Below are 21188 nucleotides of genomic sequence, written 5' to 3' on the forward strand. Positions count from 1 at the left end.
TGGTGGTCATTTTTAATGGGGGGTGTTCACCTGATCTACTCTGTGAAGAGCATAATCACAGCACGTATTTATTTTACGCCTCCTCCAATGTTTCTCTAATATATTTACCGAATAGAAAAGAAGATAATTAAGTTACCACGATAATGAAAAGAGGATAAATGAAAATGACCAATAGCAATGAACCAAAACCGGTACCTTTCCACACCACCATCCTGCAAACCGGCAAGAATACCACTGGCATCCAGGTGCCTGAGGAAGTTCTGCAGCAGTTGGGCGGCGGAAAACGCCCGTTGGTGCGCGTGACGCTCAAAGACTACTCCTACCGCAGTGCCGTAGCCGTCATGGATGGAAAATACATGGTCTCCCTGAGCGCGGAGAAACGCCAGAACGCCGGTGTGCAGGGCGGCGAATCACTGGATGTGACCTTGGCGCTCGACATCGAACCGCGCACGGTGGAACTGCCCGCTGACCTCGAAACCGCCCTTAAGCAAGCAAACGTAATAGCAGCTTTCGAAAAATCCGCCCCTTCCATGCAGAAGGAATACGTGCGCCAGGTGACGGAGGCCAAAGCTCGGGAGACACGCGAGCGTCGAATAAAGAAAATTGTCGAGAAATTACTCGAAAGGTGACCTGTTTTTAAACAAAAAACTCACAGAAAAAGATCTGTGAGTTTTCGTATGGATAAATGATTTCCGGATCAGTTTTCTTGTTTTCCCGATTCTCTTTCACAAATTAGCTCCGGCCGGAACTCTTTGACCGGTCCCTGGTATGCCGGTTTCTTTTCCAAACGCTCGTTACTCGCGCCCCAATAATGGATGGCATGCGTCGGGCAGAAATTGAAACAGCGCATGCAGTACACGCAAGCCTCGCCGTGCTGTGCCCCGCCTTCCACCATGCTGATATTCTCAACCGGGCAAATGCGCGTGCAGCGCCCGCACTTTTCGCCCAGGCAGCTCTCATCCACCGACCAAAGGGTGCGTCCCGGGTCGTGCATCAGGCGGAAAGGCCCGCGCTGGATCCAGGCGGAAGCCCGGCTGATCAGGTCGTTATGCTGGCGGTAACGGATTTCTCCGGCAATCCTGGCGGCTAATTCCAGGACATCCTTTTTGCGCTTTTCCAGTGTTCCCGCCCATTTCTCCGGTTCCGAAACGTACGGAAACATTAAAGCGAATTTCGGCAAACAAATATTGTTGGGCATGTTGAACTCCTGCGACCATTTCAGATCCAGGCCTTTTTCTCTGTAAACCTCTTCGAGGAAATTACAGCCTGTTCCGGACCACAGCCCTTGTGTAACGTAGCCCAAGGTGGGCTTCTTTTCCTTCAGGATAGGCAGCTCTTTCAGCCAATCTGTGAAAATCCGCGGGGCGTCCGAACCATAGATGGGAAAACCCAAACCCACGCCCGCCGCCTGCTCTATCAACGCGGCTGCTTGCTGCGGAGTAGTTTGCTCAATGGAATAGGCCTTTACGTCTAAACCCTGTTCTTGCAGTGCTTCTGTAATTTGCTGGCTGATCCACCACGTGTTGCCTGTGCCGGAGAAAAAGAAAATCGGGAATGAACCGTTCACGTTGTTGTTACCTTCCTTGTTCAAGATTTATTCTTTGGTTTCCGCATATAGAAGATCGATTTTTTATTTTACACCTAATCCAAAGAAGAATAATTATTCAAAACCTGCCTGGCTTTTATGTAATGTTTTAGGGGCATTTTAAAATCGATTCTCGTTATTCAACCAAAGTAAAAAGTATATTAATACGGTAGAAAAAAGATGTGGCAAATATGGAATAAGCTTATAATGAACCGGGGCTAAGCTGTAATCAATATTAAATATTTTCCAGGAGAACTCATGGCTTATAAATCCGACAAGAACGCGCCCGGCACAACTCTCAGCCAGATTTTGGCGAACAGCATCACCCATGGCATCGGTGTAGCGTTGAGCATCGCAGGGCTGGTCGTCCTCATTGTCCGCGCAGTGGACGAGGGCAGCGGCTGGCGTCTGGCCAGTTACCTGGTCTTCGGCATTTCGCTGATCGTTCTCTACCTGGCTTCTACCATTTACCACTCATTCGCCAACCACCCCATCAAAGTTATCCTGCAGCGCATCGATCACTCCGCCATCCTGGTCTTGATCGCCGGCACTTACACCCCCTTTCTACTCACTCAAATGCGTAACGGGTTGGGCTGGACGGTTTTCGGTATCGTATGGGGAGCGGCGCTGCTGGTTTTCATCCTTAAGCTGGCGCTTAAATTCAAATTTGAGAAACCACCGGTTTGGCTTTATTTGCTGCTCGGTTGGATGGGTGCTTTCGTTTTCCTGAACACCTTTCGCAAAATGGGATCGCTGTCCATCTGGTTCCTGCTGCTTGGCGGCGTCATGTACAGCGTTGGAGTAATCTTCTACCGCTGGAAGAGCATGCCCTTTGCCCATGCCATCTGGCACGTCTTCGTCATTCTGGGCAGCACCTTCCACTACTTCTCGGTCCTTTATCTGACTTAAACAAAAAAGCGCCTGATGATCAGGCGCTTTTTCTTTCACTATTCTGGCAATTGGATGGTGGTTGACCAATTTCCTCTTTGTACGATGTAAGCGTCCGAGACGAAGATCGTCCGCTGGCCGGTAGGAATGCGATTATACGAAATGCTTTCCAGGCGCAGATTGGGATTATTTCCCTCCCCGCCTCCTCCACCGCCGCCGCTCCCGGCATTCATATCCTCCGCCGGGTGGTCCGCATCTTCCAGGTCCACTGCATAGATTTCTTCCTGGGGGTATTCAACCGCGAATATCAATAGATAAACGTCATCTGTGACCTGCTCCAGCCTGACATCATGGAATTTCACCTCGCTGCCTGCGACGAAGACACTTTGTTCAATGTTCCACGACTGCCCTGGTTGCGGGTCAGAACCCAGGTCTACTGACACACTTTGCTCTCGTACCGATTCATCGCTGCGCTTGAAAGCCAATGCCTTCAAAGTAAAGACAAGCTGTGCGGGCAAGTCCTTCGTTGTTGTTCGCACCACCCAGGGTTGATCAACAATCGGGACACCTGAACCGAAGGGGATATCGACGGGTTGTAATTCTATGGCATTTCCATCCTGCGTTTGCAGGGTTATGGAATCGCTTTCAAAACTGACCTCTGCGTTGTTCGGGACTGAAACGTAGCCCATAAATTGATATCCATCCTCGAGTTCCACCACGTTTTCTACAACCAGCTGCACACCCGCTTCCTTATTAATTTCAGGTGAGGGTAAAGTCTCCGCGGTTTCAGTTGAATTCGACAAGTTCTCGGCCACGTATGGTTCTTCATCTTTGGTTGGCTGGCGTAGTAAGAACGGGAACTGCCAATCTTCCCCATTTATCTCTGTGGGAACTCCCGGCAAACAGGGCATATTCAATACACCATCCGCCAACTCAGCCGGCAGGATCGGCAAACCAATTTCCAGGACCACCTCGTCTGCCCTGACCGTGGTTGACGACCAGATCACTGAAACGTCTTCCGCTCCATCGAATTGCAGTGAGGGATTCAAAAAACATTGGTCCTCCATTGGAAGGTCAGGTTCAAGCTTGCCTGTAATGACTACGCGCAGCCAGGTTTTCTCACTGTCGCTAATCAGATCAGTCATTTCAGCCACTGTACCCTCGCGTTGAACTTGAACGGGTTCATCCAACACACGTACGTCATCCTGAACATAACCAATGCCCGGCAGGAAACCCAGGCTGCGTACCGCCGCCCAAACACGCTGCGGACCAATCGCTAAAACTGCGGCGAACATAAGTACAATGATTGAGGCTGCTGCAGTTGCGAACGAAATACGCGGTTTCTTTTCCGCAATCCGTTCTTTCTGGCCCCGCACCATACGCATTTTTTTCACCAGATTTTCTTCCAAACGCGCGTCGAAATCGGGGTCCATGTCCGGAACCGCCATTATGGCGCGGACTTCTTCATCGAACTTTGAATTATTCTTCTGATTCATGATCTTTCTCCAAAGATTGCCTTAGCTCCTCCAGCAATCGATAAACTGATTTTTTAATCGCGCCTGCCCCTCGCCCTGAAAGCGCTCCAATCTCTTTATAGGTCAACCCCGCAACAAATCGCAGTCTCAGCAGTTCCTGGCGTTCCGGCGCCAGTTGACAGATCAGACCGGCTAGAGCTTCCGCCCGTTCCTTTGCTTCGATTTGATTGGGCAGTTGCGGGTCGACCATGACAACCATCGATTGCTCGTCCATGGATTGATTCACCCACTTTGTCGATCGGAAGTGATCCATGATCTTATTGCGTGCGATGGAAAAGACCCAGGCGGCAAATTTTCCATTGTGGCGGTAATTGGGCAGCCCTTCCAGTACTGCTAAAAAGGTCTGGCTGGTCAGTTCTTCCGCATTCGCTCGATCAGTTACCCGGCTGAGGATGTATCGGTAAATCCGCTGATGGTAGCTCTGGTATAGACTGGCAAAGGCAAATTCGTCGCCTTTGCGTGCATTTCGGATCAACAATGCTTCATTTTGCATATACATGTCCTGTGTTTTTATTTGTTGTTAACAACTATATACATATCGGAGAAAATTACAAAAAGGGACGCAGCGATTGATTATCAAATTGCTATGTAGATAAGTCCAATTCCAGCGATGCGCGCTGCGCGGTCGCGTGCGCCAATGTGCGCACCGCTTCGATCAGCCCCAGGTCTTCCGGCGGGCTGGCGCGCAATTCTTTCAGCGCGCGCCGGGTTTCCGATAATCCGCTGTGGGTGGATTTCAGGGCCTGGTCAACCAATTTGTTGGCTAAGTCCCTATCCCACCCCAGGTAACCCAGCAGGATATAGTGGGTATTTCTAAAATTTTTCCGGGGGGCTTTAGGAAAGCATTCCTTTATTCCGGATCACATATTTAATTAAAACAAGAAAAATCCCCCCGTTTTTTCTTAATTCTGCCTTCTTTATTTTTTCGACTGGTAAATAGAAGATAAATCGAAAGTTTTTTCGTTAGGTATATCTCAAAGGTCCGAGGGCTCGTTTTTCTTTTTATATTTCACGAAGTCTTTTTGCGGCCTGTTCTGCTGTCAAATCGCGTTGAACTTCAGCCAGAAGTTCGTAGCCGACAATGAATTTCCTCACGGTTGCCGAACGCAGAAGCGGCGGATAATAATGGGCATGCAGCTGCCAATGAGCGTAATCCGCTTCATCATTGGGAGCGCCATGCCAGCCCATAGAATAGGAAAAAGGATTATCAAAGAGCCGATCATATTTTGTCAACAGTTCTTTCATCAGCGACGCAAGGTCATCCCGCTCCTCATCAGAAAGGTCGGGTAACCGCAGGACATGCCGCTTGGGCAGCAAAAGGATCTCAAACGGCCAGACAGCCCAAAAAGGTACCAGCGCGATCCAGTTGTTATTTTCCACGACAACGCGTTCTTCCTGCTGCTGCTCCAATTTCACATAGTCGATTAATAGAAGCGAGCCATTTTCCTCAAAATACCGTTTCTGTTGTTGCTCTTCTTTCCACGGTTCATTGGGCAGTTGGTCGCTGGCCCAAATTTGTCCGTGCGGGTGAGGGTTCGAGCTTCCCATCAAAGCCCCTTTATTTTCAAAGATCTGCACCCAGCGGTATTTCTCGCCCAACTCGCCAATCTGTTCAGCCCACACATTCACCAACCTGCGAATGTCCTCTTTCGGCATTTCGCGCATCGTCAGGTCATGCCGTGGCGAAAAGCAGATTACCCGGCAGGTTCCTCGAACCGGACTCGTTTTCAATAATTGAGGGGGAATCTCTCCTCCCTCCGGTGGGTTTGGAACCAATGCGGAAAAATCATTTGTGAACACGAATGTGGATTCGTAGTTCGGGTTGCTTGCCCCTCCGGCCCGTTGATTTCCGGGGCAAAGGTAACAATGAGGATCATATATGGGTCGCTGGTCGGAAGGGATTTTTTCTACCTGGCCCTGCCAGGGTCGATCCGTACGCTGGGGAGACACCAACACCCATTCATCCGTAAGCTGGTTATAGCGCCGATGGGGATATTCAAACATTAGCCATGCCTATTCAATTGCCAGAACACTCGCGCCGCTGGCTGATTGCACCGGATACACTTCGGCTTGAATGCCTGCGTTGCGGGTGTATTGCTGCTTTACATATTCTGTAAATGAATCAATGCAATCACTCCGGACAAACGCCACCAGACAGCCGCCAAATCCCCCACCAGCGCCACGCGTCCCAAAGGCTCCGGGCGCACCCATGATGGCATCGAACATCATGATCATTTCTTTTGTGACTATCTCAAAGAGGTCCCGTGCTCCCTGGAATGACTCTACCGCAAGACGCCCCGCTTTCTGATGGTCGCCGGAGGCTAATGCGGCCGCCAAATCCAATACCCGCTGGTTTTCCTCTATGACGAAATAACAACGTTTAAATACGACAGGGTCAATATCTGCTTGCTGGGCAGTAAGCATCTCCAATGTCGCGTCGCGCAGTGAATGGACTTCGGGGTAAAAACCGGAGAGGATGCGGACGCCCTCTTCGCATTGTGCGCGGCGCTCGGGATACTCCGATCCTGTGAGGTTGCGCTCAGCCCGTGTGTCGCAAATCATGACCTGCAGGCCGGGGGCAACGGGAATAATTTCGCTGGTGTTCGTGCGGCAGTCAAGCAATAGTACGCATCCTGCTTTTCCCATTGCCGACGAATATTGGTCCATGACCCCGCAGGTCATACCCACAAATTCGTTCTCTGCTCTTTGCGAGAGAAGTGCTTTTTGGAGAGGATCAATTTGCCAATCCGCGAGCGACTCAAACACCTCGGTTGTGGCCACTTCTAATGCGGCGGATGAGCTCAACCCGCTGCCAAAGGGAATTGTGCTGTGAACCAGGCCATCGAATCCTTTGAGAACATAATTTTCTTTTTGCAGAACATCCGCCACACCGCGCACGTAATCACTCCAGGTGACGTCTTTTGCATGCTCAATATGGCTTAAATCAAATTCCGCTATCCCATCCCGATTAAGCGACGCAATTCTTACTATGCTGTCCCCTCGAGGTCGAGCTGCAATCCATGTGTTGTGATTAATAGCCTGGATAAGCACAAAACCGAGGTTGTAATCGGTATGGCTGCCCATTAAATCTACACGGCCAGGAGCTTGTACCCATACACTGGGCTTGGAACCATAAAGAAAAAGGAATTTTTCCTCAATAAGAGCTTTTCGCTGGTCATCACTAATCAAAGTCCATCTCCTGGGATCAAGTGCTGGGCAATTTAAGGCTCATGCATGTTTAACTGCCTGGTTATTTCAACCTAAATCCATCCTGATCCACGAGTATTTTATTTTTATTCAAAGTCATCTACTATAGCTTTCATTTGTAGTCCAAGGCATACAGGGAATATCGATCATCGTTGCTTAGCACCTCATCCATTTGCCGTTGGTTTTGCTTGATTCGATAACGCTATGGATAAACTTCAAACCCAGTAGTCCATCTTTGGAATTTGGAAAATACATACAGAGTGGATTTGCCTGTTTGCCAGATCTTCTGGCAGCAATTGCTTCAGCCGCATCTGAGTAAACATTCGCGAAACCTTCGTGAAAGCCCTCGGGATGACCGGCGACGATGCGTGAGGAATGTTTTGCCAGCGGAAGAACACCCGGTCCGTTTGGCGTTCGGATTTGAGATGGTGCGTTTAGGGGTTTGAAAGTAAGTGTTTGAGGAATTTCCTGCATCCACTCCAAGCTACCCTGTGTGCCGCTCACACGGATGCGCAGGCAATTTTCCACACCCGCGGCCGCTTGCGTAACCCAAAAGCTCCCGCGCGCGCCGTTGTTGAAACGCAGTAATGCGCCGGCAAAGTCGTCGATCACTCTTCCGGGTACGACAGCGCCAATATCCGCAGCAACTTCCATGACTTCAAGCCCGCTGACAAAACGAATGAGATGGTGCGCGTGAGAACCGATATCACCCATGACCGCGGAAGGACCCCCGCGGGCGGGATCAAAATGCCAGGACTCCTGTGGATCGGGCTTGCTTTCATCTGCTTTACCGCCCTGCACGTACTCCACCTGAACCAGTCGTATCGTCCCTAACTGCCCATCAGCGATCATTGCCTTTGCCTGGCGTACCATTGGGTAGCCTGAATAATTATGTGTAAGGCAGAAGATTAAACCCGATTTCATCACCTTATCATGCAGCACTTCTGCTTCCTGCAGGGTATTTGTCATCGGCTTATCGCAAATCACATCAAACCCTTTATCAAGGGCTGCCATCGCGTACGTATAGTGGCTGTCATTGGGTGTCATAATGGCAATCACATCAGCGCCATCTTCACGCGCCGATTCCGATTCCAGCAGATCTTCAACCTGCCCGTAACAGCGGTCTGCGGCCAGTCCAATTTCAAGGCCTGCTTGGGCTGATTTTTCCGGGCTGGAAGAAAGAACGCCGGCATTGATTTCATAACGATCATCAATTCTGGCCGCCCGCCGATGCGTCGCGCCAATAAATGATCCCGGCCCTCCGCCAATCACTGCCAGACGGAGTCTGCGTCCCAACATTGCGATAACAGGATTTTGTTCCATCTCAGTTCTCTATTACATTTCTTTCCAAATTTTGATTCGTCGATTCCGAGCCAAGTCAATATTAATACCACAGCAGTCTATGCAAATCCACACAAAATCCCTTGCGGATATTCCCCGCCGTATTTAGTAATTCTAGCGTTGATTGTTCTGTGTTCTTTTAGGTGTATATTTTTCTATTCTTGAACTACGGCATTTACCAAATATTTTCCGATCAGCTTTATTCGCTAAATGCTTTTGTTTTTGTTATAGACATCAAAGTAAACCGCCAGCAGCAATACTAGGCCTTTGATTGCCTGCTGCCAATCGATCCCGATTCCAAGAATGGACATACCATTGTTCATCACACCGATAAGGAATGCGCCAACGACGGCTCCGATAATTTTTCCGATACCGCCGGAAGCTGACGCGCCACCGATATAGCATGCCGCGATTACGTCCAGTTCAAAACCATCTCCCGCTTTAGGTGTGGCGACATTCAACCGTGCCGCAACAATCATGCCGGCAAGCGCTGAAAGAACGCCCATGTTTACAAAGGTATAGAACAGCAAACGCGGTGAATTTACACCGGAAAGTCGGGCTGCTTTTTCATTGCCTCCCATTGCGTAAATACGCCGGCCAAGAGTTGTTTTGCTGGTGATGAAGCCGTAAAAAGCAATCAGGATGACCAGGATAACCAGTACATTTGGAAGACCCTTGTAGGATGCCATTAAAAAGCACAAGCCCATAATCGCGCCGGTAATCACAATGTTCTTGATAATGAAAAAGTAAAACGGGGTTACATCAAAACCATACTTTTGCTGGTTTTTTCTGTTTTTTATATCCATAAAGATTAATATTATGGAGAGCAAGCCGCCAATCACGATCGTGGTAAGGTGCAGGCCATCATAATTAAAGAAATCGGGGATGAATCCGGAACTTAATTTCTGAAATCCAACTGGAAATGGGCCCACCGCTTCGCCATTAAGGATAACCAGCGTCAATCCGCGGAAGACCAACATTCCCGCCAGTGTGACAATAAATGCTGGTATTTTTGCGTATGCGATCCAATAGCCCTGGAATGCGCCGATCAATGCGCCGGCCAGAAGTGAAATCATAAAGGTCACAACCCAATTTACATCCAATCTCACCATCAATACGGCTGCAACGGCTCCGATAACGGCGGCTACCGATCCCACAGACAGGTCGATCCAACCTGCAACGATCACGATTAACATGCCCAATGCCATGATGATGATGTAGCTGTTCTGTAAAACCAGATTTGTAATATTGATGGGTTTCATCAATATACCGCCTGTTTTCCATTGAAAAAAGACCATGATCATAACAAGTGCGATCAACATGCCATATTCGCGGATATTCTTTTTGAAAAGAGATGCCAGTGTTTTCATTGTCTAATTACCTCTTGTTGGTCAAAATATATTTCATTACTTTTTCTTGAGTCGCTTCACTTGATTGCATTTCTGCAACAATTTTCCCCTCGCGCATCACGTATATCCGATCACAAATCCCCAATATCTCCGGCAGCTCAGATGAGATCAGGAAGATCCCTTTACCTTCACTAGCTAGTTGGTTAATAATTGTGTAAATTTCGTATTTCGCTCCAACATCAATACCGCGTGTGGGCTCATCCAGGAACAGGATTTCCGGATTAGCAAACAACCATTTACTCAATACTACTTTTTGTTGATTGCCGCCGGAAAGATTACGCGCCAATTGCAGAATACTGGAACACTTAATCCCCAATTTGTCGCGGTATTCGCCGGTTACGGTCATTTCTTGCGGCTCGTTGATAACCCCGTGGCCCGCAACAGCATCCAAATTTGCCAACGTGATGTTGTCTTTTATTTGATCAATGAGGATCAACCCATAAGCTTTACGGTCTTCAGTTGCGTAAGCTATCCCATTGGAAATCGCTTTTTCGATGGTGCTGATGTCAATTTCTTCACCATTCTTATATGCCGTGCCGCTGATATTCGTACCGTAGGCCTCACCGAAAATACTCATCGCTAATTCGGTTCTGCCCGATCCCATCAGCCCGGATATACCGACGACCTCCCCTCTCCGGACAGAAATATTGATATTATCGCTGACCTTACGATCGGTATGCAGGGGGTGATAGACATTCCAATCCCGAATTTCAAAAATCGTCTCCCCAATATTGGATTTGCGTTCGGGGAAACGATGGGTCAGATCACGGCCAACCATACCGCGGATAATTCGATCTTCTGTAATGGTCTCTTTCGCACAATCCAAAGTCTCAATGGTTGCGCCGTCCCGCAGGATCGTAATAGAGTCGGCAACTTTGGATACTTCACCAATTTTGTGTGAAATTAAAATGGAAGATATTCCATTCTCTTTTAATTGAAGGAGTAACTCAAGTAGTTTTTCACTATCGCTCTCATTTAATGACGCGGTTGGTTCATCCAAGATCAAAAGCCGGACTTCTTTAGCCAGCGCTTTGGCGATTTCTACCTGCTGTTGTTTGCCCACACCCATGTTCGTGATCAGGGTGCTGTGTGACTCTTTCAATCCAACTTTCTTCAGTAATGCTTCCGCGTCTGAGATGGTCTTGTTCCAATCAATAATGCCGTTTTTTGCGCGCTCATTACCGAGAAACAGGTTTTCTGCTATAGAAAGAAATGGTATAAGTGCAAGTTCTTGATGAATAATAACAAGGCCAACTGCTTCAGACTGGGTGATATCTCGAAATTGGCATTCCTTCCCCTCAAAATAAATATCCCCGCTATAGGATCCATAAGGATGAACGCCGCTTAATACTTCCATCAATGTGGATTTTCCTGCCCCGTTTTCCCCCACCAGAGCATGGATCTCTCCCCGCCGAACGCTGAAACTCACATTCTTAAGCGCCGTTACACCGGGAAATTCCTTTGTGATATTGCGCATTTCCAAAATTACGTCAGACATATTCTTCTCGTCCTTGTTTTTTTGTTGAGTATTGAAAAACAACTCATTTTGGTAGATCTGAAATAATTTCTTGTAGCCTCAAAATAGATAAGGTTATGGTGTGTGAGGGCAGATCTCCCTCACACACCTGTTTTTAATTATAGACTATTGGAGCTGGTCGGCAGTGTAATAGCCAGTGTCTACCAGGTACTCTTTGTAGTTGGTGATATCCACACTGAACGGGATCAGCAGGTATGAAGGCACAATCTTGACACCATTGTCGTAGGTTTCGGTGTCATTAATCGGCACTTCCTCGCCCTTCAATGCTGCATCAACCATCGCGGCAGCTTGCTTGGCGAGTTCACGCGTGTCTTTGAACACAGTATAGGTCTGTTCGCCGGCAATCATGGACTTGATAGAAGCGACTTCTGCGTCCTGACCGGTTACAACGGGCATCGGCTGGCCTTCAGTTCCATAACCAACACCTTTCAGTGAGGACAGAATGCCAATGCTGAGGCCATCATAGGGGGACAAAACGGCATCTACACGCTTGTCGGTGTAGAACGCGCTCAACAGGTTGTCCATACGAGCTTGGGCAACGATTCCATCCCAACGCAGCGTGGAGACTTTATCCATACCCATCTGTCCGCTCTGAACAACCAATTTGCCGCTGTCGATGTACGGTTGCAGGATGGACATGGCGCCATCATAGAAATAATACGCATTGGTGTCGTCGGGGGAACCGCCAAACAGTTCGATATTGAAAGGACCTTCCGCATTCTTCAGGTCGAGGCCGGTCTCAATTTGGGTGCCCATAATGACACCGACGCCGAAGTTATCGAAGGTAGCGTAGTAATCAACATTCTCTGAGTTGACGAGCAGGCGGTCGTATGCGATCACCAACACACCGGCGTCATGAGCCTGTTGAAGAACATCGGTCAGTGTCGAGCCATCAATAGCAGCGATAACCAGAACATCTGCGCCTTTGGTAACCATGTTTTCGATCTGATTCAGCTGATTAGGAATATCATCGTCAGCAAATTGCAGGTCGGTGTCATAGCCCATATCTTCGAATACTTTGACCATGCTCTCACCGTCCGAAATCCAACGGGTTGAGGTCTTGGTGGGCATGGAGATGCCAACCAATTTGGTCTCTTCAGCGGGTGCTTCCGCTACTACAGCTTCTTCAGCAGGTGCTTCTTCTGCTGCTGCAGGGGCTGCGCTGCCACCGCAGGCGCTGAGCGCCAGGGAAGCGATCACTAATAGGCCGAACAGAACATACAAATTCTTTTTCATTCTTCCTCCTAGATAGGAAATTGATTGATCTCCTTACGGAGATTTTGATACATCCTTAACTAATCTTAGTTTCTAGATGCGCAGTTGAGAAAAGTCCCAAACCGCATCACCTACAGTGTTGTTTATATCCCTCTACTTATTATCACCTCCTCAATGTTTAGTCTTGAAATCGCGATGAACTGCGTCGTACGACCAGGGTTGGTTCTAGCAAAATCGAATGCGGATCAACAGGATCCAGCCCTTTCCACCCTGATTCGATAATTTTTATTAATTCCTCAACTGCTACTCTGGCAACGCGGCCTTGATCCTGTTGAATAGTCGTCAATGCCGGCCAAAAATACGCGGATTCCGGGATATTGTCGAAACCGACCACACCGATATCTTCCGGAATTCTCTTTCCTTTTTCGTGGATCACTTGCATGGCGCCCAGGGCCATTTGATCATTGGCGACAAATATGGAATCCATTTCAGGGTACTGTTCGAGAAGCTTTTTCATGCTGACAGCACCACTCGCGGATGACCAATTGCCGGTCACCCATTGGGTATCTTGAATTTCCATCCCTGCTTCGCTCATTACATCCTTCCATGCTTTGAACCGTTGGCGCGCTTCCCACCATTCCAGCGGACCGGAAAGAAACCCAACGCGTTGATATCCTTGCTCCAGTAAATGCGTTACCGCCAAACGGGCACCGGAATAGTTGTTTTCGGTGATAACCGTTATGTGCTTTTTCGGTTCCATGGTGAGATAGACCAAAGGTATTTTTTGATCGAAAAGTAATTTTTTGAGTCTTTTACGATTTTCACCCACCTCAGACACACCCCAAATAATCCCATCCACTTGCCGCGAAATAAGTTCCTCGAAAATGGGCTCGATATCATCATAGACAAAACTGGGCAGCTCCTTCAAAATTAAACAATACCCGGCCTCTTCAGCTGTAGATGTAATACCATTCAATAAAGTGGAAGGTCCAATATATTTAAGTCCCGCGATAACTACCCCTAATGTGTAACTGCGTTTACTGGTCAAGCTGCGTGCTAATGCACTCGGTCGATATCCCACCTGCTCAATGACCTCTTTTACTCGTTTGCGCGTTTCAGGAGAAACATCTGGTCTGTCGTTTATTACGCGCGACACAGTTTGCTTGGATACGCCTGCCACTGCTGCAACATCATTAATGTTTACTCTGACGGCTTTCTGACGCACTAAAGTTTTCCTTTGGAAGCCAGTTTAGCGTTACCGTTCCCGTTATCGGTAACAGGAACGATAACATTTTATCAGGATTTAAAGGCAGAGTCAAGCACAGGTTTGCATAAAAAATACAGGAGTTTTATCTTTCGCTTATTAATAAAACTATGGCTTTTATGAAGGAAAGCAATTTGCGATGCTGACCTTACGAATGATTAATGATTCATATATGGATGAAAATATGAGAATTTTCGGCGAACCTATGGTCGATTTATTATTAACCTCTTCACTTTTTACACCCATTTAAATAGAAGAGAATGTTTCGCGCTTATCCTGATGCTTTTTCACCGGAGACTCCCCTGCCACTGTAATAACCGACTTTTTAATTTCCATCTGGTTACTATCCGGATAAAATGAAAAGACGCATTGCCCCTTTGTTTGTTCTGCTTTATCATTATGTTGATATTATTAATATAGGATTTGATCAAAAGGAGTTCGCTTTAATTAATTTATCCACAAACTCAAAGTAAACGAAAAAGTAGACCTACCTTTAAATAGATGTTTTCAGGAGAAGATACTATGGGTGAACAAGGAAAAAAAGATAAAGGAAATAAAGAACAAAAGAAGAAGGCTAAGCTGACCATCAAGGAAAAGCGAAAATTAAAGAAGGAAAAAAGCAGTAATAGTACCGGGACAATTTAATAAACTTGCTTAAATACCTGAATCAGCCGGCCTGTTGTCTATAAAGCAAGTTTAGGAATATTAATCTTCGGAATACCCCATTGAGGTATTCCGAAGATTGATTAAACGGAATTACCCCTTGACAACTAAATCAGTGAACTCACGACAAAGAGACTCTTGAAATTTAGTCAGCTTTTTGGGTGTCAAAAAGTCTCTTCACTAAATTATTATTTTCTATATAAACCAAAACACAAATATAAAATAATTCATTTATACATCCCCAACTTCAGTCACTTGATAACTTATTAATATCCATTTTTCTTGCGAATTTTGTTAAAATCCCGTGATAGAGCTTTGATATTCTTGACGACATATTTCCTGCCGTTCGTATCTACGGCCAAATATACTCCGTCAGAAATTACCTTGATTAATTTGTATCCGGTATTTTCGATAAATGTCTTTAGCAAATTTCTTTCACTTATCTTTTTTTGATCAAAAAACTCATTATCAAACAATTTTTTCACTTCTTTCTTCACACATTTCTTTTATCTTCTATGCATTCAATAAAATAGTGAGTGGTAATTCTTGTTTTCAAATTATATTAGTTAACATCTTTTTCATTTTCTTCCTCATCAGTCAGGTCATAAAAAAACCGAACAAGTTATAAGATTTTCCCGGTTAGTGAAGAAATTCAAAAAGTGTTCGGTTAATTAACACTTAATTTCAAAATTCAATCTGAAACTCTGGGGTAAACCTCCAAAAGCTTATGGTGCACAGGTGCGGGAGCAGCAGCTACCGGACTGTATTAGATTACAACCATGATTAATTGCAAAATAATTTGATGCGAGAACTCATTAATTTCTCCCTTGATGAAAATGATTTCTCCTACAAGTATATACAATAAATGCGAGTGGATTTTTCCAGGTATTGTTTTTCAATGTTTTTCATGACGGTCCAATTTAGCAAGAATGTCTGAAGTGTTTGGGGAACTTTTTGGGCAGATATTCCGTTTTATTTACATCAAATCAGTGTTAGGCCTAAAAATACGATTTTTTATGTATACTATTCTAGTGAGCAACCTAAAGACCAAGTTTTATCTAAAATAATTTTAGCTTCAACTCAGCGAGGAACAAACAATGAATAAAGAGCAGCCCTACCAATGCCCGTCATGCGGAGAACTACTACAAGAGGATTTCAATGTCTGTCCTTACTGTGGAGAACCTGTAAAAATCACCTGCGTGAAATGCGGCAGAATATTGGCGGAAGAATACAACAATTGCCCTTACTGCGGTGCCAAAGTAAAGAAGAAATTCAACCTACCGGGGGATAAAAACAGCCAAACAGATTTCCACAAATCCGTTGCCTCAATTTTGACAGGTGCTGGTGCATTCCTACTTAATGCTGGACAGATAATACAAGCAATCGCGCTAAAATCCTTTGATTTCCTGAAAAAAGGTTTTCGTAAAGCATTGGAATGGTGGGAATCCATTGACTGGGGAAAGTCCAAGGAATTTTTCCAGGCTGCCGGCAACAATTTGGCTGCGTTTGCAAACAAAGTAATTCCGCCCGGAAAATTAAAGGAAATTTTCAAAACGATTGGCGGAAAACTGGCTGTATTTTCGGAGAAAGCTGTTCCATGGTTAAAACTGATTTTTGAAAAAAGTATCACATTCATCAAGAACCTCTTTTTGCGTTTGCGCGACTCTCTCGCTAATATCCTTGAAAAGAAATTATCTCCCGAGACAGCCCAAAAAACCGCGCTGGGAATTATCGCCTCCGTCTGCGTATTATGCCTTCTTACATTTATCAGCCTTGTTTTCAGCAAATCCGGTCCAACCCAAAGCAACCCTTTGATCGAAATATCGCCAACTGCCGTCTCGCTGCCGGTGGTAGACCCGGCCGAACAGAAATGGCTGGTGATGATCTATTCGGATGCGGATGACGATGTTCTTGAACATGACCTGTATTTCGACTTGAATGAAGCCGAATCAGCTGGTTCTACCGACCGGGTGCAGATTGTGGCGCAGCTTGATCGGTTTGCAGGAGGTTTTTCGGAAGATGGTGACTGGACAGGCACGCGGCGTTATTTTGTTTCACAGGATGATGATCTTAAGGTTATTCATTCCGACATGGTCGCTGACCTGGGAGAAGTGGATATGGGTTCCACGGATACATTGATTGATTTCGCCACATGGGCCATCCAGACGTATCCCGCCGACCGCTATGTTTTGATCATGTCGGACCATGGTTCGGGGTGGACGGGTGGTTGGTATGACGACACACCCGAAAATCCTTCCGGCAACTTTATTTCCTTGAATAGGCTGGATATGGCTTTGGGCGAGATCATCGCTCAGGCCGGTATTGGTAAATTTGAGGTGATTGGCCTGGACGCGTGTTTGATGGGGATGCTGGAGGTCTACAACAGCCTCGAACCTTATGCGCGCTATGCGGTAGCTTCAGAAGAAGTCGAGCCTGCGATGGGTTGGGCATATGACTATTTCCTCACCCAATTGACCGAACATCCGGAAATGGAGTCGGCTCAATTCGCCCAGGCAATCATCGACGGGTATATTCAAAAGGATCTGCGTATTCAGGATAGTGCCGCTTATCAACAATTATTGACCGTTTACAACCTTCCCGAGAATGTCGAAAAAGAGTTGTTCTCGCAAAAAATGAGCGATCGGGTTACGCTTTCTGCGGTTGACCTTGCGCTGCTGCCTGCATTCAACGAAAAATTCAACCAGGTTCTCCTGGCTTTAAAGGAAAGCGATCAGAGCATGGTAGCCGAAGCCAGATCGTATTCACAGGCATTCTTCAATATTTTCGACGATGGCCTGCCCTCACCCTACATTGACCTGAAGAGCTTTTTGAATATGATCGCTGAAAACAATGTTTCGGATGCGCTGATGAATGCCATTACCGAAACTGAAACTGCCTTGGATGAAATGGTCGTTTCCGAAGTACACGGCTCCAATTTCCCCGGCGCGTCCGGTATTTCCATCTACTTCCCAGTTTCTCAACACTATTGGGAAGGTGGTTTATATTCACAGGAATGGTATCCCGTTATCACCGAACGGTTCTCGCAAAGCAGCTTATGGGATGACTATTTGGCATACCATTATTCAGGCCAGGATTTCGGACAGGGCATCCCGCCCATTGAATCCAGAACGGTAGCTCCGGGTTATTCAGAAATCACGATCAGCAAACCCGTTATCACCCCCGGTAGCGTAACCGCGAACAACCCCAAGATCAATATCCAGGCAGATATCAACGGTGACCGGATCGCCTATATTTATCTTATCAGCTTGTACCGGGTTGAAAATCGGTTCCTCTTCTATCAATTTGACTATATTCTGGGAGACGACAACTTGGATGTCAATGGTGTCGTCTATCCATTCTATAGGCGCGATGATGGAGTGAAGCATGTTGACCTCGACTTTGAACTCAGCGCGACCGGCGTACAGAGCGGGGAAACGGTCGCTTTTGCGGTGATCGAGCCTGAAGCATATGGCATAACCCCGGATGAAACCATCTATTCCGCGAAAGGTTTCTATATATCTGCCGAGACCGGCCAAAAGATTTCCGCGCGAATGTATTTCTATAATTACGGTGACAACGAAATGAGAAATATCGTTGGGTATTTCGGAAGCAAAGAACATGGTATCGCGCCGTCAGAGATCACACCTAAAAAAGGAGACCAATTCCAATTCCTGGATACCTGGTGGGTAAGGGATGAGAATGGCAATTTGACGGATTCACTTTACGAGGGAAATTCTCTGACATTCGGCGACAAACCCTTCAAGCAAGGTATTGTATCGCGGTTTATTTACCCCGGAGAATTTTATATTGGTATTGGCGTGGAAGATATGGATGGGAATACAACCTTCTCCTTCAGCCCTCTCGTTGTTGAATAAATAACCCTGGTAAAAACAGAAAAAGGCGGCTATATAAGCCGCCTTTTTCTGTTTTAGGATTTCGGTTAACTGCATTTCTTCCGGATGCATACTTTCATGGATGTCGATCCAAAATTAAATGTATACCACTGCAAGCACTTGCATTCTTCCTTTTGTACACCAATCTTGCACATACCCGCTACCAGGCCTGTCTGCTCCAAGCCAAAGGGCAGCCGGCAGGTGTTATCCAGGTTATAAAGCCCCTTGACCGGATAATATTTGCCAAGGATGGGCGACCCGGCTTCTGTCGGCCCCATACTGTCGTTATAATCAAACCTTGTTGGGTCCATCCATCCGTTATCTGCCCAAGCCCCCCATAAGAATTGGTCAACTCCGCCTACCAGCGGGAAGCTGATCGCGAACTGCACGGCATTACCGTCTTTCGGGTCGATCCGGGCATATGCATTTTTATCCGCATCCATTTCAAGCGTCGTGTCATAACCGCTGCCGTTGAACCCGGCTTCCGCTTCAATGGGTTTCAACCCGCCTACGTCCCGGTTGTCGTCCAGGTAAATGGTCACCCCATCCATAGTCCACTCCTTTTGCGGATCCAGGACAGTCACCAGCAAATCGCCGCGGCCGGTTAGGGTGCGGTCAAATTCAATACCGTATAAACCTTTCAACCCGCCCCCTTCGGTGTTCATGCCATATAACCGGACGGTGAAATAATAAAAACCGTCGTCACTCGGGCCAAAATCCACCGTTGTAATATCAAGGTCCGGCTGGTAGATCATTTCTCTTGAAGTAAAAGGACGCTCATAAAGGTTGTTCAGAATGTTATCGCCTTGGGTTGCCTTCTTGTCCTCGCCTGTGTAACCTGCCACAGAATCCTCCAGAGTGCGATCCAATTCCTCAGGCGGTTCGCCCGGCATTGGAAAATCGCTTTGTGTCGGCTCCTGCACGATAGGTTCTTCAGTGGGTGGTTCTGCCGTGGGCGGTTCTTCTGTGGGCTGTTGAACTGCTTGACCGGTTTGTTGCGCTTCAATCGCCTGAAGGGTATCCATGGCATAAATCGCCTGCAGCGTTTCCTGTAAATTTGCCTCTGATGTTGTGTCTGCCGAATTACCGCAGGAAGACAGTATAAAAGAAAACGCCAGGAAAAAACCTATCAAGATTCGGAGTTGTTTTTGACTAACCATTATTCCTCCTTTATTTGGTTGAAACAATTTAGTTTCATTATAGATATTTCTTATTATGTTTTCAATTATGGAAAATATATCGCAGAGATGGATAAAGGAATAAAGTTTGAAATCTGAGGGAATTTTCAGATCTGGTAAGATTATTGATAGTGTTCTTATTCACGTGATATTGTATTTGATAAATTACTTGAGAGGCAGCAATGCAGTCTAAAAATAAAACCCTGACTACCGGATTATTTTTGTTCGTCATCGGCGGCATCACGTTGCTGGTTGAACGCCTGACCAATTGGGGTGTTTCCAGATTGATCGGCAAGCTGTATTGCGGCGAGCGTTACCTGCAAGCAGCCGGCCAGGTCGGTGACGGCACCTGCGGTTTCAATATGGATATGGTCGTTGGCCTGGTCTGTTTCTTATTATGCGTTACGGGTTTATTGCTTCTCGTCATTGGATTAGTTCAAAAGAGCTTATGGAAAAAAAAGATATAAATTCTCCATCTGAAAACCGCTGAAATTCGACAATCTCATTTAATAATCAAATTGTTTTTATTACTGCATGATAGTCTCAGGATCTGATCGGCTATTCCCCTGATGGTTTTATTCGTGTTTTTTTACTTTTCCTTATCAGTCCTGGACTTCCTTATAGCGAAAACAGGATACTTCATGATCGTTAACCATGCCGACCGCCTGCATGTGCGCGTAAACAATCGTTGGGCCGACAAAATTAAAGCCTCTATTCTTCAGGTCCTTGCTGAGCAGCTCTGATTCTTGCGATACCGCCGGGATCTGGGACATTTGCTCCCAGGTATTCACAATAGGTTTGTTACCGACAAATTGCCAGATGTACGCGTCAAAACTTCCAAACTCTTTCCGCACATCCAGGAATCTTTGGGCGTTATTAATAGCTGAGCGGATCTTGAGTTTGTTGCGGATGATGTCCGTGTTGAGCAGCAGCCGGTTGAAATCCGCGGCGGTAAATTGAGCGACTTTTTCAGGGTCGAAATCCGCAAAAGCTTTCCGGTACCCCTCGCGTTTTTTTAGGATCGTTGCCCAACTCAGGCCGGCCTGCGCGCCTTCCAGCAGCAGGAACTCATAATGCTTACGGTCGTCATGCACCGGCACGCCCCACTCCGCGTCGTGATATTCATGAAATTGCGGGTCTTGCGCCCACTGGCATCTGTTTTTCATATCGTTATTATAACGAATTGGAAATTCCAAATTTTAGCAAAAAAAAAAACCACGATCAGTATTTTGTATACTAATCGATGATTTCGATGCGGTTCTTCCCCTTTTCCTTTGTCAGGTGGAATAAACAGATAGATTACTTACTTCTGTTGGTTCGTTGGAAGTTGAAAATAAGGAGTATTTGTTTTTTTTACTATGAGATTACTGACATGGTAGACGATTTCAGTCAATTTTATTAAAAATCACCCTGCAACCGGGTGATTTCATGATGGCTGATAATTTGCTCTTCCGTGATTAAAGAAACATCCAG

At 46.5% G+C, this 21188-nt stretch carries 18 protein-coding genes; 5 read left to right on the forward strand and 13 right to left on the reverse strand.

The genetic code is table 11. The features are described from left to right. Window positions 1–158 precede the first annotated feature (158 nt). Complete coding sequence (locus tag Pelsub_RS10710) at window positions 159–629, forward strand: YdeI/OmpD-associated family protein (RefSeq protein ID WP_198418341.1); 471 nt, start codon at window positions 159–161, stop codon at window positions 627–629. Between the two features lie 68 nt (window positions 630–697). Here the strand turns inward: Pelsub_RS10710 and Pelsub_RS10715 are convergent, their stop codons facing one another. Then, window positions 698–1591: an EFR1 family ferrodoxin gene (locus tag Pelsub_RS10715; protein WP_116223743.1), complete on the reverse strand. Its 894-nt coding sequence runs from the start codon at window positions 1589–1591 to the stop codon at window positions 698–700. Window positions 1592–1843: 252 nt separating this feature from the next. Here Pelsub_RS10715 and trhA point away from each other — a divergent pair, with 252 nt between their 5' ends. Next, window positions 1844–2494 (forward strand): PAQR family membrane homeostasis protein TrhA, encoded by a 651-nt coding sequence (trhA, locus tag Pelsub_RS10720; RefSeq protein ID WP_116223742.1) that lies wholly within the window; start codon window positions 1844–1846, stop codon window positions 2492–2494. A 38-nt stretch (window positions 2495–2532) separates the two neighbouring features. Here trhA and Pelsub_RS10725 read toward each other — a convergent pair whose 3' ends face one another. The 10 genes from Pelsub_RS10725 to Pelsub_RS10765 form a co-directional block, all read right to left on the reverse strand. Continuing rightward, window positions 2533–3969, reverse strand: a complete 1437-nt coding sequence (locus tag Pelsub_RS10725) for a hypothetical protein (RefSeq protein ID WP_116223741.1) — start codon at window positions 3967–3969, stop codon at window positions 2533–2535. Then, a complete protein-coding gene (locus tag Pelsub_RS10730) occupies window positions 3953–4501 on the reverse strand; it encodes an RNA polymerase sigma factor (RefSeq protein ID WP_158675076.1) in 549 nt (182 codons plus the stop codon). The genes Pelsub_RS10725 and Pelsub_RS10730 overlap by 17 nt, the downstream gene beginning before the upstream one ends. A gap of 91 nt (window positions 4502–4592) precedes the next feature. Further along, a complete protein-coding gene (locus Pelsub_RS15670) occupies window positions 4593–4763 on the reverse strand; it encodes a sensor histidine kinase (RefSeq protein ID WP_158675077.1) in 171 nt (56 codons plus the stop codon). A 247-nt stretch (window positions 4764–5010) separates the two neighbouring features. Then, a complete protein-coding gene (locus Pelsub_RS10735; RefSeq protein ID WP_116223739.1) occupies window positions 5011–6012 on the reverse strand; it encodes a UDP-glucose--hexose-1-phosphate uridylyltransferase in 1002 nt (333 codons plus the stop codon). Between the two features lie 9 nt (window positions 6013–6021). Then, window positions 6022–7197: a galactokinase gene (galK, locus tag Pelsub_RS10740; RefSeq protein WP_116223738.1), complete on the reverse strand. Its 1176-nt coding sequence runs from the start codon at window positions 7195–7197 to the stop codon at window positions 6022–6024. A gap of 174 nt (window positions 7198–7371) precedes the next feature. Next, window positions 7372–8514, reverse strand: a complete 1143-nt coding sequence (locus Pelsub_RS10745; protein WP_198418342.1) for a Gfo/Idh/MocA family protein — start codon at window positions 8512–8514, stop codon at window positions 7372–7374. Between the two features lie 248 nt (window positions 8515–8762). Then, a complete protein-coding gene (gene mmsB, locus Pelsub_RS10750; protein ID WP_116223736.1) occupies window positions 8763–9926 on the reverse strand; it encodes a multiple monosaccharide ABC transporter permease in 1164 nt (387 codons plus the stop codon). A gap of 7 nt (window positions 9927–9933) precedes the next feature. Beyond that, window positions 9934–11463 carry a multiple monosaccharide ABC transporter ATP-binding protein gene (gene mmsA / locus Pelsub_RS10755; protein WP_116223735.1) on the reverse strand — a complete coding sequence of 510 codons (1530 nt, stop codon included), beginning with the start codon at window positions 11461–11463 and terminating at the stop codon, window positions 9934–9936. A 144-nt stretch (window positions 11464–11607) separates the two neighbouring features. Beyond that, window positions 11608–12738 carry a multiple monosaccharide ABC transporter substrate-binding protein gene (chvE, locus tag Pelsub_RS10760; protein ID WP_116223734.1) on the reverse strand — a complete coding sequence of 377 codons (1131 nt, stop codon included), beginning with the start codon at window positions 12736–12738 and terminating at the stop codon, window positions 11608–11610. 157 nt (window positions 12739–12895) lie between these two features. After that, window positions 12896–13942, reverse strand: a complete 1047-nt coding sequence (locus Pelsub_RS10765; protein ID WP_116223733.1) for a LacI family DNA-binding transcriptional regulator — start codon at window positions 13940–13942, stop codon at window positions 12896–12898. Between the two features lie 561 nt (window positions 13943–14503). Here Pelsub_RS10765 and Pelsub_RS15950 point away from each other — a divergent pair. Then, on the forward strand, window positions 14504–14626 hold the full coding sequence (locus Pelsub_RS15950) for a hypothetical protein (protein WP_267896262.1): 123 nt from the start codon (window positions 14504–14506) through the stop codon (window positions 14624–14626). A gap of 1115 nt (window positions 14627–15741) precedes the next feature. Beyond that, window positions 15742–18519: a clostripain-related cysteine peptidase gene (locus Pelsub_RS10770; protein WP_116223731.1), complete on the forward strand. Its 2778-nt coding sequence runs from the start codon at window positions 15742–15744 to the stop codon at window positions 18517–18519. 65 nt (window positions 18520–18584) lie between these two features. Here the strand turns inward: Pelsub_RS10770 and Pelsub_RS10775 are convergent, their stop codons facing one another. Next, a complete protein-coding gene (locus Pelsub_RS10775) occupies window positions 18585–19697 on the reverse strand; it encodes a hypothetical protein (protein ID WP_126440500.1) in 1113 nt (370 codons plus the stop codon). Window positions 19698–19897: 200 nt separating this feature from the next. Here Pelsub_RS10775 and Pelsub_RS10780 point away from each other — a divergent pair, with 200 nt between their 5' ends. Further along, entirely contained in the window at window positions 19898–20182 is a 285-nt protein-coding gene (locus tag Pelsub_RS10780) for a hypothetical protein (RefSeq protein ID WP_116223729.1), read from the forward strand. Window positions 20183–20317: 135 nt separating this feature from the next. Here Pelsub_RS10780 and Pelsub_RS10785 read toward each other — a convergent pair whose 3' ends face one another. Further along, window positions 20318–20881, reverse strand: coding sequence for a DNA-3-methyladenine glycosylase I (locus Pelsub_RS10785; protein ID WP_116223728.1), 564 nt, complete (start codon window positions 20879–20881; stop codon window positions 20318–20320). Window positions 20882–21188: the final 307 nt, after the last annotated feature.

Source organism: Pelolinea submarina (genome assembly GCF_003966975.1).
In the GTDB taxonomy this organism is placed as follows: domain Bacteria; phylum Chloroflexota; class Anaerolineae; order Anaerolineales; family Anaerolineaceae; genus Pelolinea; species Pelolinea submarina.